This is a genomic window from Aurantimonas sp. C2-5-R2 (genome assembly GCF_036549495.1).
Classification (GTDB): Bacteria; Pseudomonadota; Alphaproteobacteria; order Rhizobiales; family Rhizobiaceae; genus Aurantimonas; species Aurantimonas coralicida_A.
Map to the genome: position 1 here is coordinate 1 of NZ_JAZHLJ010000003.1, position 14,567 is coordinate 14,567.

Here is a 14,567-nt window from a genome sequence, read left to right on the forward strand (position 1 = left end):
GTCTCGATCGATGCGCCCATCATCCATGACCTCCGAATCATGGTCGCCCATGGATTCAGAACTCGTCGAAAGACGCAACTGTAATGCTAAGGCACCGGACCGTTGCGAGGCTGAGCGAAAAAGCGGGCGTCGCAGTGGGTCGGTCCTTCGCCGGCCGCCCCGATCAATCGTCCATCGCCTCCAATTCGTCGATGAAGCCGGAAATCATCGCCAGACCCTTCGACCAGAAGGCGGGATCGGAGGCGTCGAGGCCGAAGGGCTTCAAAAGCTCGGAATGGTGCTTGGTGCCGCCGGCCTTCAGCATCTCGAAATACTTCTCCTGAAAGCCCGTCTCGGAATTGCGGTAGACCGCGTAAAGCGAATTCACCAGGCAGTCGCCGAACGCATAGGCATAGACGTAGAAGGGCGAGTGAATGAAGTGCGGGACATAGGTCCAGTAGGTGTCGTAGCCATCGCCGAGGCGCAGCGCCGGGCCGAGGCTGCGGGTCTGGACCTCCAGCCAGATTTCGCCGATCCGCTCGGTCGTCAGTTCGCCCTGCCGGCGCTCTTCGTGCAGTGCCCGCTCGAACTGATAGAAGGCGATCTGCCGGACCACCGTGTTGATCATGTCCTCGACCTTGGAGGCCAGCAGCGTCTTGCGCTCGGCCTTGGTCTTGGCCTGCTCGAGCAGCGAGCGGAAGGTCAGCATCTCGCCGAACACCGAGGCGGTCTCGGCCAATGTCAGCGGCGTCGCCGCCATCAACGCGCCCTGCCGGCCGGCGAGTACCTGGTGGACGCCGTGGCCCAACTCATGCGCGAGCGTCATGACATCGCGCGGCTTGCCCATGTAGTTGAGCAGCACATAGGGGTGGACGCTCGGCACCGTCGGATGCGCGAAGGCGCCCGGCGATTTGCCGGGGCGGTTCGCCGCGTCGATCCAGTCATTGGCGAAGAAGCGGTCGGCGATCGTCGCCATCTCCGGGGCAAAGCCGGAATAGGCCGACAGCACAGTCTGGCGCGCTTCGTCCCAGGAGATGTCGCGGCGGGTGGAATCGGGCAGGGGGGCGTTCCGATCCCAGTATTCCAGAACGTCCAGTCCCAGCCATTTCGCCTTCATGGCGTAGTAGCGATGGGAAATCGCCGGATAGGCATCGCTCACAGCCTCCGACAGCGCGTCCACGACCTCGCGCTCGACCCGGTTGGCGAGATGGCGCGAGTCGGCGACATCCTCGAAACCCCGCCAGCGATCGGAGATCTCCTTGTCCTTGGAGAGGGTATTGGTGATCAGGGTGAAGACACGCAAATTCTCGCTGAAGACATTGGCGAGGGCGCTCGCCGCCTTGCGCCGCTTCTCGCGCTCGGGGTCCTGCAAGAGGTTCAAGGTGGCTTCGAGCGCCAGATCGTCGCCGTCGACGGTGAAGCGCAGCGAGGTCAGCGTCTCGTCGTAGAGACGATTCCAGGCGCCGCGGCCGGTGATCGCCTTTTCGTGAAACAATTCCTCGACGCGATCCTCGAGCTGGAACGGCTTGTCTTTCCGCAGGTCGACGATCCAGGGGCGATAATGTGCCAGGGCGGGGTCCCGCTCCATGGCCGCATCCATCTCGGCATCCGCGATTCGGTTGAGCTCCAGCGGGAAGAACAGGAGCCGCGAGGAGATGTCGGTGACGCTTGACTGAATATCGCCGTAGAACTTCGCCCGCGCCGGGTCCGAGGTGTCGCCGGAATAAACCAGCCCGGCATAGGAGATGATCCGGCCCAGCAGTTCTTCCAGCGTCTCGAATTCGACGACCGCCGCCGCCAGGCCTTCGCCTTCGCCGCGAGCGGCCTCGGCAAGCCGGCCGCGCCAGCGGCTCTGGAAGGTCTCGGCCTTGTCTCGTGCCTTTTCCAGATCGCTCTTGAGTTCGGCGCTATCCATCGCCGGATAGAGATCGGCCAAATTCCACTCCGGCAGCGCGTCAGCGTCTGCGGCGGCTGCTTCGGTTGCCGAGCGGGTCGGGGAAAAGCTTTGGGTCATGAACATCGATCTCGTTGGCGAAGGGTCGGGCTGGGCGACGGGGAGGGCCGGTAGCTGCCATGTCGTTCAAATCAGACTGAAATCAACAGCGCATCGTTAGCCTTGCTTGTTCAGTCGAATTTTAGCGGCGCGTGTCAGATTGGGTCATTCTCGCGACAAGACGAGACCGGAGGCCGACATGACCCAATCCGTACTCATCGTCGACGATGATCCCATACAGCGACGCCTGCTCGATGCTCAAGTGGCCCGTGCGGGACTGCGGCCGGTGTCGTGCGGCGGCGGACGCGCGGCCCTCGAGGCACTGGCAAACGGTGAGGCAGGACAGATCGGGGCGATCGTCCTCGATCTGATGATGCCGGACATGAGCGGCATCGAGGTGATGGCCGAGATGCGGCGCCGGGGGATGGATATTCCGATCATCGTCCAGACCGCCAAGGGATCGGTCGACACCGTGGTCGAGGCGATGCGCGCCGGCGCCTTCGACTTCGTCGTCAAACCGGTCTCGCCGGAAAAGCTGCGGGCCGCTCTCGACAACGCATTGCGGATGCGCGCCGCGACACGGCGACGCGACCAGGCAGATACCGCCGTGGCCGCCGCGGCGCCGAGCCTCGACGGCTCTGCCGCATCCGCGGCGCTGCGTCCCGTGCTGGCGAGCGCGGCAAAAGCCGCAGCGTCCAATATACCGGTCCTGATCGAAGGCGAGACCGGCGTCGGCAAGGAATGGCTTGCCCGCGCCATCCAGGCGCATGGGGACCGCGCCAAGGCTGGCTTCGTTCCCGTCAATTGCGGCGCAATGCCGACCGATCTCGTCGAAAGTATCCTGTTCGGCCATGCCAAGGGCGCATTCACCGACGCGACCGCGCGCCATGAGGGCAAATTCATCGAGGCCGACGGAGGGACGCTGTTTCTGGACGAGGTCGGTGAATTGTCGGCCAGCGCCCAGGTCAAGCTCTTGAGGGTGCTGCAGGACGGCGAGATCGACCCGGTCGGAAGCAAGACGCCGACAAAGACAGATGTCAGGATCATCTCCGCGACCAATCGCGATCTGGCGGCAGCGGTTGCCGCGGGGCGGTTTCGCGAGGATCTTTACTATCGCCTCAACGCATTCGAACTTCGCGTCCCACCGCTGCGCGAACGTCGCGGCGAAATTTCGGCGCTGGCGCGTGGCTTCGTCGCGCACTTCGTCGGTCTGGAGCGCGGCACCCGGGTCCGCCGTCTGTCCGAGGAGGCCATCGCGGTTCTGTGCCGCTACGACTGGCCGGGCAATATCCGCCAGTTGGAGAATACCATCCATCGCGCCGTGGTGTTGAGCGATAATGAGAATCTCCTCGCGGGCGACTTTCCGCAGATTGCGGCGCTTCTCGACGCCGACCCGGCGGGGCCGGCTTGGTCCGAGGACCCCGGCACGGACCATCGGGAACCGCCGGCATCTGAACAGATGGAGAAGCCTTGGAGCGGTAACGAACGGCGGCGCGACGTCCCGGCTTTCCCGCTTCGCGACGCGAACGGACAAATCCGCCGCATGGAGGACGTGGAGGCAGACCTGATCCGGCTCGCCATGGCTCAATACGGGGGCAGGATGAGCGAGATCGCGCGGCGGCTCGGCATCGGGCGCTCGACGCTCTACCGAAAGCTGCGTGCCTATAATATCGCGGTAGACTGATGTCTCTGCGTCATCTGGTCACAGCCGAGTTTAGCGGCACAAACCCGCGGTCCGTCCTTGGGCGGGCAAGTTAAACTTAATCCAAGCTTAACGCTTTCCCCTCAAAATCCGTAGAAAGTTCCATGACTGTCATTTTCATGCCGCAGTTTGAGCAAAACTAGACGAGCGTGGAAACAGTTTCTAAGACGGTGCCGGCCCCGGGGGATTTTTTACGGGGAAGGACGCCATCATTGAGGGGAAGACCGCATGTTCGGACATACCGCTCGTGTCGACCGCAGGGCCTGGCGCATCGCGACGTTCGCAGCTTTGTCCCTTCTGGCCGTCAGCACGGTCACCGCGGCGCAGGCGGAAACCAGGGTTCTCAAATTCTACAATCTCCATACCAAGGAAAAAGCGAGCTTCGCCTATAAGCGCAATGGTCGCTACGACCGTTCCGAACTAAAGAAGATCAACTGGTTTCTCCGGGATTGGCGCAAGTCCGAGCCGACGAACATGGACCCCCGCTTGATGGACGTGATTTGGGAGGCGTATCGCCAGTCCGGCTCGCGCGCCAACATCAACGTGATCTCTGGCTATCGATCGCCCGGCACCAACTCGCTACTGCGCTCACGGTCCTCAGGCGTCGCCAAGAAGAGTCAGCACACGCTTGGCAAGGCGCTCGACTTTCAAATTCCCGACGTTCCGCTGGCGAGGATGCGTGAGATCGGCCTGAAGATGCAGGTCGGCGGGGTCGGTTACTACCCTCGATCCGGTTCGCCGTTCGTGCATTTCGACGTTGGCAATGCCCGGCACTGGCCGCGCATGAACCGCAAGCAGCTGCTGGCGGTCTTTCCGAATGGCAACACCGTTCATGTTCCCTCGGACGGCAAGCCGCTGCCCGGCTACCAGCAGGCGCTGGCGTCGTACAAGCAGCGCCGCGGGGCCTCCGAAATCCAGGTCGCCAACGCCAGTTCCGGCTCGTCCGGCGGCGGCAAGACGCTGCTGGCCATGCTGTTCGGTGGCGGCAGCGACGAAGCAGAAGACGATGCGGAAGCAGTGGCGGCACCGAGCCGCGCCACTCCGAACCGCGCGGCTCCCGCCCCGGCCGTCGCGTTGGCTTCCGCCGTTCCGCAGTCCCGGCCATCGCTGCCCGGTGGCGTCACCATGCCGGTCGGCGATCGCTTCGACACCGGAACGCCGGCGAATATGAGCGCGCCGGAAGCGTCGACCGTCGTCGCATCCCTCGACGCGGCGCGAATTCCGGTTCCTACCTGGGCACCCGTGCGCGCCACCGCGCAAACGCTGACAGCCGGCTCGGAGGCGCCCGCCTCGCCGGCCGCTGGACCCTCGTCGGATTCTGTTTCCACTCTGGTCGCGGCTCTCGAGGCACAAGCGGCGGAGACGGCGGCCAGCGGTCAACTGGCCTATGTCGTGCCGACGCCGCGCGACCGGCCGGTGTTCGACGATTTGTTGAAGACCGATAAAGCTCCTTCCGCTGCGACGCGGCAAGCGATCGAGAGCGTCGTCGCGGCGGCGATGCCCGTGGCGCGACCGGTGATCGAGCCGAAGACGGCGCAGCCTGCGGCGATGATGAAAGTCGCGGCGGTGACGCCCCCGGCTCGCTCCCGGCCGAAGGCGATGACGACCTCGCGAGACGGCAACACCTCTAGCGACGGCAAGGGTGATCGGGTGATGCGGGTTGCGGCGAAGCCGACCGCGAAGTCGACGCGGGTCGACCCGCAGCAGGTGATCAATTCGCGGATCGAAATCGCTTCGCTCGTGTCCGATTCCAATCGTCGAGCCGAACAGATGGCGACGAGCAATCCCGATACGGGCCGGCTCGTCGGTGATCTGCCACGGACGCTATTCGCGGCCGGCTTCACGCCCTCCACCGCGACAGGCAAGACCGATCGCTTTTCCGGCTCCGCTGTGAATTTCCTGCCACTGGTCAAGCTCAAGCAGTAACCGCTCGGTTATCCGGTCAAGAAACCTGGACGATCCGGCGGTATCGACACTCGACCGGGTCAATTCAGCCGGGCGCGTTCTTCGTGGCCGTCTGATGCTCTGATGCGCGGAGCCGTACTTGCGAAAGCCCGCGTACGACCAGAAAAGCATGCGCCACGCGCGGCGTTGGTTCGAAGATCTGTTTGCTTAACAGAGCTTGCCGCAATGGCCGGCTGACAATTAGGGGGCTACCAGGCGTCGCCGGAGGGCCCGATCGGCTTCCATTATCTGTCATAGCGAAGTTTCTCACGGGTAGGTTGCAAGAATTTCTTTGCTCCCTCCGAACCTTGTCAATCCTTACGCCGTTGTAATGATCCCCCTCGTCCTTGTTGATTTCAGCTGTTTACGTTCGTCAAAAGCGGACAAAAATCTTGGGATTGTAACCAAGCATATTGACATTAAGTATATGCCTATAAATACATGGATGTGAGTGGCAAGGTCGGATAAAGCAGCGCCACCGTTCAATTATCTGTTTTACGAACGATATCGGAACATAGACATTCCGCTGTGGCTTGACCGGCGGGCTACTGAGCACAATGGGGCAAAACATGGACCAGATCGCAAACATCGAAAACAACGAAATGCTGATGGAATTGACGGCCGAAGTGGTCGCCGCCTATGTCAGCAACAACTCGCTTCCGGTGTCGGAACTGCCGGGCTTAATCTCGGATGTGTATGGGGCGCTTGGCAGCACTACGAACGCTCCTCAGGCTGTTCAGGCCGAGAAGCCGAAGCCGGCCGTCCCGGTGAAGAAGTCGGTGACGGACGATTACATCATCTGCCTCGAGGACGGCAAAAAGTTCAAGTCGCTGAAGCGTCATCTGATGACCCACTACAGTCTCTCGCCGGAAGAGTATCGCGAGAAATGGGATCTTGCGCCTGACTATCCGATGGTCGCGCCGAATTATGCTGCGGCCCGCTCGCGTCTGGCCAAGCAGATGGGTCTCGGCCACAAGCGTCGCCGCGCCACCGCCCGCTAGGCAAAGGTCAGCCGACCCGCTTCTAGGTCGCGCCGTAATACCAACCTGCGGTGATAGAGACCTATTCGATGGTGCTGGACGGGCTTGTCCGGCCAGGAGCGCCGCGCGGTTCGATGCGGCGCATCGGGCAAGCGGTGCGACGCCGTCCGGCAAGCCCGTACAGCCCACCGAAGGCCGGGCGCTCGCCGCGCCTGCATTCGTCGCGGGCCTCGCCCGATGCGCCGCATCGTGCGTCGTCCCGCTCCTCGCCACGCATCGGCGATCGTCCCGGTCGAAGGGGTTCCTATCACCGCAGGTTGGTATAAGCCATCAAGGCATCGCAAAAAGCCCGCCGGATCGTATCCGGCGGGCTTTTTGTAATTGAAGCCGAACAGGGCGCTGGTCGACATCAGTCTTTCGGCAGATCGGCTGCCATGCCGAGCGCCTGCAGATAAAGGTCGAGGATGGCCTCCTGCTCCTGGCGTTCGTTCTGATCCTGCTTGCGCAGCGAGACAACCCGACGCAGCACCTTGGTATCAAATCCGTTGCCCTTGGCCTCTGCGTAGACATCCTTGATGTCGTCGCTGATCGTCTTTTTTTCTTCCTCAAGTCGCTCGATCCGCTCGACGAAGGAGCGCAGTTGATCCTGGGCGACACCATTCACGTCGGACATGTTTCCGTCTCCGTAAGGCGCATTCATGGGATGAGTCCGCCGCACCTAGCAGACCTCGGTGATTCGTTGAATGGGTGAACAGGCCAGTTATGCCAACCAATGGCGATAGGAATCCATTCGACCGGCCATTGCCTCGACCTTGTCGCCGATGCGCCGCATCGAACCGCGCGTCGCTCCTGGCCAGACAAGCCCATTCAGCACATCAAACAGGTCTTACTCACCGCAGGTTGGTGTCGGGCGCGACCGCACTTTTGTCAGTCGCGCGGCCGAACTTTCTCGAAATGCTGTTGCGCGGCCGGGCCGGCCTCGGTCTGATGTTGCGAGCGCCACTGCTCGTAAGGCATGCCGTAGACGATCTCCCGGGCTTCGTCCTTGCTGATCGCCACACCGTCTGCTTCGGCTGCCTCGCGATACCAGTTGGACAGACAGTTGCGGCAAAAACCGGCGAGGTTCATCAGGTCGATGTTCTGGATGTCCGCCCGCTGCCTTAGATGATCCCGCAACCGGCGAAACGCCGCCGCTTCGTATTCCAGGCGTTGCCTTGCGCTGATCTCGTCCATGTTTCGCTACTCCTCACGTTGGGTGGCGCCTTCGGCCCCGCCCCGACATATCGAGCCGAACCGAACCGGCATCAAGCCCGCGGCATCGAAGATGATGGTATCGCGCCGCACGGGGCTCGAAAGCCACGCCGGGATAGTCTACTGGCAAGAGCGCCCGTGTAAGCCAGCCGGATCGCCGGGTCCACCTCGTTGACAGGTTCGGCCGCTATGCCAAGACTGAAATCATGAGAACAACCGCCTGTTTCGAGGATGGCACGATGATATCAAGATCCCTGCGCCGGCTGCGGAGCGCGGCCATGCTGTGCCTGTTTGCCGCCGGGTTTTTCCTGGCATCAGCTCCAATCGTCGCGGGCGCCGCGCAAGCGGCGTTCCGCGTATGCAACGGCACCCAGTCTCTGGTGGGCGTTGCCATCGGCTATCGCGCCGATGCGGGCTGGACCACGGAGGGCTGGTGGCGCATTCCGGCAACCACATGCAAGACGATCATCGAGGGACCGCTGTCGTCGCGGTATTACTATGTCTATGCCGAGGACGCGGAGGGGCAGGGGCGATGGGCCGGCTCGGTCGACCTTTGCATCGCCGAGAACGAGTTCAAGATCGCGGGCGTGACCGACTGTTTCAAACGGGGCTATCAAAAAATAGGCTTCCGGGAGTATGACACGGGCGAGCAGGCCAGTTGGATGGTTCAACTGACCGAGGCGCCGCGCGAAGGTACGGGGAAACAATGAGACGCAATCGCAGGGTCAAGATCCTCGCAACTCTCGGCCCCGCGTCGTCATCGGAAGAGATGATTCGCAAGCTTCACGAAGCCGGTGCCGACGCCTTCCGAATCAATATGAGCCATGCCGACCACGATTTGATGCGTGAGCTGGTCCGGCGCATCCGCAAGGTCGAAACCGATGTCGGGCTTCCGATCGGGATTCTCGCCGATCTGCAGGGACCGAAATTGCGTGTCGCGCAATTTATCGGAGGCAAGGCCGAGCTCACGGTCGGCCAGGATTTCACCCTCGACGACAATTCCGAGCCGGGTGATTCGACCCGCGTCTTCCTGCCCCATCCCGAAATCCTCGAAGCGGTTGAAGTCGGCCATCGGCTGCTGATCGATGACGGACGGTTGCAGCTGGTCTGCACGGAGACGGACAAGCACCGCATCAAATGCCGCGTCGTCGCCGGCAACAAGATCTCCGACCGCAAGGGCGTCAGCCTGCCCGACACGACGCTCGCCACCGGCGCTTTGACCGACAAGGACCGGCGCGATCTCGACGCCGTGCTGGCGGAAAACGTCGATTGGGTCGGGCTGTCCTTCATCCAGCGGCCGGACGATCTTGCCGAGGCGCGCAAGATCTCGCGTGGCCGGGCGTTCCTGATGTCCAAGATCGAGAAGCCCCAGGCGGTCGAGCGTCTGGACGAGATCATCGATCTGTCCGACGGCATCATGGTCGCGCGTGGCGATCTGGGCGTCGAGATGCCGCTCGAAGCGGTTCCCGGCATCCAGAAGCGTATCACGCGCGCCGCCCGCAAGGCCGGCAAGCCGGTCGTCGTGGCGACCCAGATGCTGGAATCGATGATTTCGGCACCGGTTCCGACCCGCGCCGAAGTCTCCGACGTTTCGACGGCCGTCTACGAAGGCGCGGACGCCGTCATGCTCTCGGCCGAATCGGCCGCCGGTCAATATCCGGTCGAAGCGGTCGCGACCATGGACCGGATCGCCGTGCAGGTGGAAAAGGATCCGCTCTATCCGGGCATCATCTTTGCCCAGCGTCCGGCACCGGAAGCCACCGGCGCCGACGCGGTGTCGCTGGCGGCACGGCAGATGGCCGAAACGCTGGGGGTGGCGGTCATCGTCACCTATACGGCGACCGGGACGACCGGGCTCAGGACGGCGCGCGAGCGGCCGAACATCCCGATTCTGGCGCTGTCGCCCGTGGTCGAGACGGCGCGGCGGCTGTCGCTCGTCTGGGGTCTGCACTGCGCGGTGACGGAAGATGCCCAGGATCTCGACGACATGGTCGATCGTGCCTGCCGCATCGCCGTGGAGCATCGCTATGCCCGGGCGGGCCAGCGCTTGATCGTCACCGCCGGCGTGCCGCTCCGGACGCCTGGCGCGACCAACATGCTGCGCATCGCCTATATCGGCTCGGACGGCCTCTCGGCCGTGTGAGGTTGACAAGCATCGGCGCAACCAAACCGTAACAGCAACGGCAATCTGTTTCCCACGGCGCCCATTTTAGCCGTGACCGTGCCGGTGGTGCAGGTCGGGAAAATGCGGATGTTCGTGCCGCATGGGCGCGTGCCGATGCCAGTGCGAATGGGGCTCGCTCACCGGCCCGTCGTGATCATGACCATGGTGCGGATCATGCGTATGGGCGTGATCGTGTTCCAGAACCTCGTGGGCATGCTCGTGATCATGACGCTCGTTCAGATGCAGCCATAGACCAAGAGCCATCAGCGCTCCCGCGATGGCGAATTGAGCGGAGATCCCCTCGCCCAGCAGGATGATGGCCAGAGCGGCTCCGATGAAGGGCGCGAGCGAGAAATAAGCCCCGGTTCGAGCCGTTCCCAAGTGGCGAAGTCCGAGCATGAACATCACGAGGCTGACCCCGACGCCGAAAAAGCCGACGATAGCGCCAGCCGCGACATAGCCGGGCGAAGGCAGCGCCGCGCCGAGCCCGAAAGCCAGAGCCAGATTGACGAAGCCCGCAACGAGGCCCTTGATCATGGCGATCTGAACTGGATCGGCGGACGAGAGTTTGCGGGTCAGGTTATTGTCGATACCCCATGCGAGGCACGCCCCGGCAATCAGCAGCGCGCCCGTATCGAGTTGTAGGCCCTGGCCGTTCCATGTCAGCAAGACTGCCCCGGCCAGAATGGCGAAGGCGCCGAGCAGCAGGCGCCGGTCGACATTTTCCCGAAAGACCAGCCAGGCGATCGCCATCGTCGCCAGACCTTCGAGATTGAGGAGGAGGGAGCCGGACGCAGCGGACGTCAGGGAAAGGCCGAACATCAGTAGAATAGGCCCCACGCCACCGCCGATGACGACGACAGCGGCCAGCCATGGCAGATCGGCTTTGCGTAAAGGAGCTTCGACTCGCGGCAGTCCGATCGCCTGTCGTGCAAAATGGATCGCGGCCAGCCCGAGGCCCGCGCCCACGTAAAGAATTCCGGCCAGCAGCCACGGATCGACCGTGCCAAGCAACAGTTTGGAGAAGGGAGCGGACGCCCCGAACAGCACGGCCGCGCCGAGCGCAAGCGGAACGCCGGGCCAGCGATGGGAATGCAAGTTTTTCATACCTGAAATTAGCACATGCGGACGGCGCCAAGCACCGCCGTGGCGTGATTTTCCAGAACGCAATCACAGGGGGCAGTTTCAATTCGCGAACCCGTTCCTTAGATCGCCGGGCCGACGAGTTCCTCTGACAGCCGCCCGGCCGCGTCCTGAGCCGATTTCAGGGCCGGATAGACCGCAAGCACCCGCAAATAGGTCTCCAGCGCCTTGTCCTTGCGGCCGGTTCGCTCGAGAATCATCGCCAAGCCCATCAAGGCACCCCAGTGGCGCGGCTCGCGCGCAAGGGTCTGTTCGATGTCGGCCAGCGACTTACCCCAGGCTCCGGTGGTGAAATTGAGGGTCGCCCGGCGGTTCCAGGCTTCGGCATAGCCCGGATCGAGGACCAGCGCCTGATCGAGTACGTCGAAAGCGGCGGTGTTCTTCTGCTCGGCCATCGCCTCAGCGGCGCGCAGCATCAAAAGATCGACCGTCGCACTGCCGCTCTTGCGCCACAGCCTTTCGATGCCGGCGGCGATCCGCCGTGCCTTGCTGTCCGACGGCTCCTTGCGCAGTTCCGCGAACAACCGATCGCGCTTTTCCGCTGGCGTCTCGTCAGCGGCGCGGCCCTCCGGCTCGTCGGTGGATTCGCTCTCGGCCGTCGGGGCGCCGCCGAAGGCCTCCGGCGCGTCGGTCGCCTCCTCGTCGGGAGGCGGGATCACCATGGGGGGCTGGTCTTCGGGGTGAGGGGCGGTGTCGGGGGATGCCTCAGGATCGACCTGGAAGTCGAACAATGGCGGGGCGGCGTCCTGGGCTGCCGCGGGCAGGGCGAGGAAGCCGGTAACCGCGAGGCCGATCGCACCGGAGATGACAAAGCTGCGCATGCGGAGAGGGTAATTCTCCACAGCGCAGCGTCAATCAGAATTTTCGTGATCGTCGGGGAAGGAGCGGACGCTCGGCTTCCTTTAGAATCAGCCCTGGCGCGCCTTGAAGCGTGGCGCCACCTTGTTGATGATATAGACGCGGCCCTTGCGGCGCACGAGACGATTGGCGCGATGGCGCGAGCGCAGGGACTTGAGCGAGTTCTTGATCTTCATGACATCACCGGATCGTCTGGTGCGACGATCGGATCACCCGGCTCCGCCGCAAAATGAGCGGCGCGCCATCGCTGACGCGCCGAAAAGATTGGGGTCGAGATAGCTTCACCGGACGCGCTTGTCAATGTTGGCGGCCGTGCCGCGGCCGCTTCGATGCCGTGCGAGCCGCCCCATCCCTTCAGGCGCTTGCCGGCCCGATCAACCGCGTGAAGTGCCCCATCTTGCGCCCGGCCCGCGCCTCCGCCTTACCGTAGAGATGGACCATGACGGCCGGCTCGGTGAGGAGGCTTGCGGCGCGCTTCACATCGTCGCCGATCAGATTTTCCATGACACAGTCCGAATGGCGGGCCGTCGCGCCGAGCGGCAGGCCGGCAACAGCCCGGATGTGCTGCTCGAATTGCGAGATCACGCAGGCGGCTTCGGTCCAGTGGCCGGAATTGTGAACCCGCGGCGCGATCTCGTTGACGAGCAGGCTGCCGTCGGCGCCGACGAAGAACTCGACACCGATGGCGCCGACATATTGCAGCCGTTGGAGAATACGGGACGCGATACCCTTGGCTTCGCGCGCCACGTCCTCGGTGATTTGGCCCGGCACGGTGGAGCGCTGGAGAATGCCCAGCCCGTGCACGTTTTCCGCCGGATCGAAGACCGCGATGGTCCCGTCGGTGCCGCGCGCGCCGATGACCGAGCATTCATAAGCAAAGGGGATGCGCCGTTCCAGAATCGACGGGACGCCGCCGAGGCTTTCGAAGACATTGGCAAGCGGGGCGTCCTTGCGGATCGTCGCCTGGCCCTTGCCGTCGTAGCCGAAGCGTCGCGTTTTCAGGATTGCCTCACCGCCAAGCTCGATCATCGCGTGATTCAGTTCCGCGACGCTGTCGATCGCCCGCCATTCCGCGGTCGCGACTCCGATGCCGTTCAGAAATGCCTTTTCGACCACCCGATCCTGGGCGATTTCCAGCGCGTCGGCGGAGGGATGCAGCGCAACGGCCTGCACCGCGACGCGGAGCGGTTCGACCGGCACGTTCTCGAATTCATAGGTCACGATGTCGCAACGGCCGACCAGTCTGCCCAAGGCGGCGACGTCGTCATAGGCGGCGATCAGGGTCTCGTTCGCCAGCTGCGCCGCCGGGCAGGCCGGATCCGGATCGAGCACGATCGTGCGGTAGCCGAGACGGGCGGCCGCCATCGCCAGCATGCGGGCCAGCTGGCCGCCGCCGATGATGCCGATGGTGGAGCCCGGCGGTAGCGGAGCCGAATTCATTCCGCATCCCTTGGAGCCAACGCGACCGAATCGGTCTGCGCCTTGCGCCAGCTGTCCAGCCGGGCGGCCAGTGCCTCGTCCGACAGGGCGAGGACGCTGGCGGCGAGCAAGGCGGCGTTGACCGCGCCGGCCCGCCCGATCGCGAGCGTCCCGACCGGAATGCCCGCCGGCATCTGCACGATCGACAACAGGCTGTCCTTGCCGGAAAGCGCACGGCTTTCAACCGGCACCCCGAAGACCGGCAAGGGGGTCAGGGCGGCGGTCATGCCTGGAAGATGGGCGGCGCCCCCGGCGCCCGCGATGATGACCTTGAAGCCTGCGGTCTTGGCCCCTTGGGCAAATTCGTAGAGCCGCTGCGGTGTGCGGTGGGCGGACACGATACGAGCCTCAAAACCAATGGCGAGCGCGTCGAGCGTGTCGGCGGCGTTCTTCATCACGGCCCAATCCGACTGGCTGCCCATGATGATCGCGACCGGAACGGGGCCTTCCTGTCGCGTCATGCGCTGATATCCGGAATGATCTCGTCCTCGAGATCCTGCAAGCGGTCCTTGATCGTCAACTTCTTCTTCTTCATTCGCTGCACCTGCAAACGGTCGCAGCCGGTCGCTTCCATGGCGTTCACCGCTGCGTCGAAATCGGCGTGCTCCTGGCGCAAGCGCGCGACTTGCAGCCTCAGGCCCGCCTGTTCCTGATCCTCCATTCCCATCCTTTCATGCGGCCGTGGACGCAACCGAATCGGGCCCTGAGGACTTACTGCCCAAGGCACTTCGCCGAGGATTAGCAAAAAGCCCATTCCGGCGATACCGGCCCGATCTTGCCGTTCGACAGTGTGGACGCATTGTGCCACTTTCGAACAGTCGAGGCCACGGCTCTCGAGGCACGCCGTGGCAAACCTTGAAGGGAGACGCACATGTCCTTGGATACTCATCTCGCAACGTTGGAACAACGCCATACGGCGCTTGATCACGAGATTTCGGCGGCACGGATCTCAAAACCGGCGATGAGCGATGCGGACCTCAGGGAGATGAAGCGAAAGAAATTGCAGTTGAAGGACGAAATCGAAAGGCTTCGTCAGACCAAGAACTGAATCAGTCCAATCAAAACCGGGCGCGC

The 14,567-nt window shown here is 63.4% G+C and carries 15 protein-coding genes; 6 read left to right on the top strand and 9 right to left on the bottom strand.

Annotated elements, in window-relative coordinates; genetic code table 11:
* Window positions 1-163: 163 nt before the first annotated feature.
* Window positions 164-1,993, bottom strand: coding sequence for a M3 family oligoendopeptidase (locus VQ044_RS01970; RefSeq protein ID WP_327645943.1), 1,830 nt, complete (start codon window positions 1,991-1,993; stop codon window positions 164-166).
* Between the two features lie 178 nt (window positions 1,994-2,171).
* Between VQ044_RS01970 and VQ044_RS01975 the strand changes: the two genes are divergently transcribed.
* From VQ044_RS01975 to VQ044_RS01985, 3 genes are all read left to right on the top strand, one after another.
* Window positions 2,172-3,656, top strand: coding sequence for a sigma-54-dependent transcriptional regulator (locus VQ044_RS01975; protein WP_327645843.1), 1,485 nt, complete (start codon window positions 2,172-2,174; stop codon window positions 3,654-3,656).
* 246 nt (window positions 3,657-3,902) lie between these two features.
* Window positions 3,903-5,600 carry a DUF882 domain-containing protein gene (locus VQ044_RS01980; protein ID WP_327645844.1) on the top strand — a complete coding sequence of 566 codons (1,698 nt, stop codon included), beginning with the start codon at window positions 3,903-3,905 and terminating at the stop codon, window positions 5,598-5,600.
* 587 nt (window positions 5,601-6,187) lie between these two features.
* A complete protein-coding gene (locus VQ044_RS01985) occupies window positions 6,188-6,619 on the top strand; it encodes a MucR family transcriptional regulator (RefSeq protein ID WP_327626409.1) in 432 nt (143 codons plus the stop codon).
* Between the two features lie 388 nt (window positions 6,620-7,007).
* Here the strand turns inward: VQ044_RS01985 and VQ044_RS01990 are convergent, their stop codons facing one another.
* Both VQ044_RS01990 and VQ044_RS01995 read right to left on the bottom strand, forming a co-directional pair.
* Complete coding sequence (locus VQ044_RS01990) at window positions 7,008-7,271, bottom strand: DUF2312 domain-containing protein (protein WP_327626408.1); 264 nt, start codon at window positions 7,269-7,271, stop codon at window positions 7,008-7,010.
* A 254-nt stretch (window positions 7,272-7,525) separates the two neighbouring features.
* Window positions 7,526-7,831 (bottom strand): DUF1244 domain-containing protein, encoded by a 306-nt coding sequence (locus VQ044_RS01995; RefSeq protein WP_327645846.1) that lies wholly within the window; start codon window positions 7,829-7,831, stop codon window positions 7,526-7,528.
* 296 nt (window positions 7,832-8,127) lie between these two features.
* On the opposite strand from VQ044_RS01995, the gene VQ044_RS02000 reads away from it, so the two are divergent.
* Window positions 8,128-8,559 carry a DUF1036 domain-containing protein gene (locus VQ044_RS02000; RefSeq protein ID WP_327645944.1) on the top strand — a complete coding sequence of 144 codons (432 nt, stop codon included), beginning with the start codon at window positions 8,128-8,130 and terminating at the stop codon, window positions 8,557-8,559.
* Window positions 8,556-9,992: a pyruvate kinase gene (gene pyk, locus VQ044_RS02005; RefSeq protein WP_327625202.1), complete on the top strand. Its 1,437-nt coding sequence runs from the start codon at window positions 8,556-8,558 to the stop codon at window positions 9,990-9,992. Before VQ044_RS02000 ends, pyk begins: the two co-directional genes overlap by 4 nt.
* A gap of 66 nt (window positions 9,993-10,058) precedes the next feature.
* On the opposite strand, the gene VQ044_RS02010 is transcribed toward pyk, so the two are convergent.
* From VQ044_RS02010 to VQ044_RS02035, 6 genes are all read right to left on the bottom strand, one after another.
* Complete coding sequence (locus VQ044_RS02010) at window positions 10,059-11,120, bottom strand: DMT family transporter (protein ID WP_327645848.1); 1,062 nt, start codon at window positions 11,118-11,120, stop codon at window positions 10,059-10,061.
* A 98-nt stretch (window positions 11,121-11,218) separates the two neighbouring features.
* Window positions 11,219-11,977, bottom strand: coding sequence for a tetratricopeptide repeat protein (locus tag VQ044_RS02015; RefSeq protein WP_327645850.1), 759 nt, complete (start codon window positions 11,975-11,977; stop codon window positions 11,219-11,221).
* A gap of 87 nt (window positions 11,978-12,064) precedes the next feature.
* Entirely contained in the window at window positions 12,065-12,190 is a 126-nt protein-coding gene (gene ykgO / locus VQ044_RS02020; RefSeq protein ID WP_206452832.1) for a type B 50S ribosomal protein L36, read from the bottom strand.
* A gap of 178 nt (window positions 12,191-12,368) precedes the next feature.
* Window positions 12,369-13,454: a 5-(carboxyamino)imidazole ribonucleotide synthase gene (locus VQ044_RS02025; protein WP_327645852.1), complete on the bottom strand. Its 1,086-nt coding sequence runs from the start codon at window positions 13,452-13,454 to the stop codon at window positions 12,369-12,371.
* A complete protein-coding gene (gene purE, locus VQ044_RS02030; protein ID WP_327645854.1) occupies window positions 13,451-13,954 on the bottom strand; it encodes a 5-(carboxyamino)imidazole ribonucleotide mutase in 504 nt (167 codons plus the stop codon). Before purE ends, VQ044_RS02025 begins: the two co-directional genes overlap by 4 nt.
* Window positions 13,951-14,154: a YdcH family protein gene (locus VQ044_RS02035; protein ID WP_442872843.1), complete on the bottom strand. Its 204-nt coding sequence runs from the start codon at window positions 14,152-14,154 to the stop codon at window positions 13,951-13,953. Before VQ044_RS02035 ends, purE begins: the two co-directional genes overlap by 4 nt.
* Window positions 14,155-14,364: 210 nt before the next feature.
* Here VQ044_RS02035 and VQ044_RS02040 point away from each other — a divergent pair, with 210 nt between their 5' ends.
* Window positions 14,365-14,541 (top strand): YdcH family protein, encoded by a 177-nt coding sequence (locus VQ044_RS02040; RefSeq protein ID WP_327625210.1) that lies wholly within the window; start codon window positions 14,365-14,367, stop codon window positions 14,539-14,541.
* Window positions 14,542-14,567 lie beyond the last annotated feature (26 nt).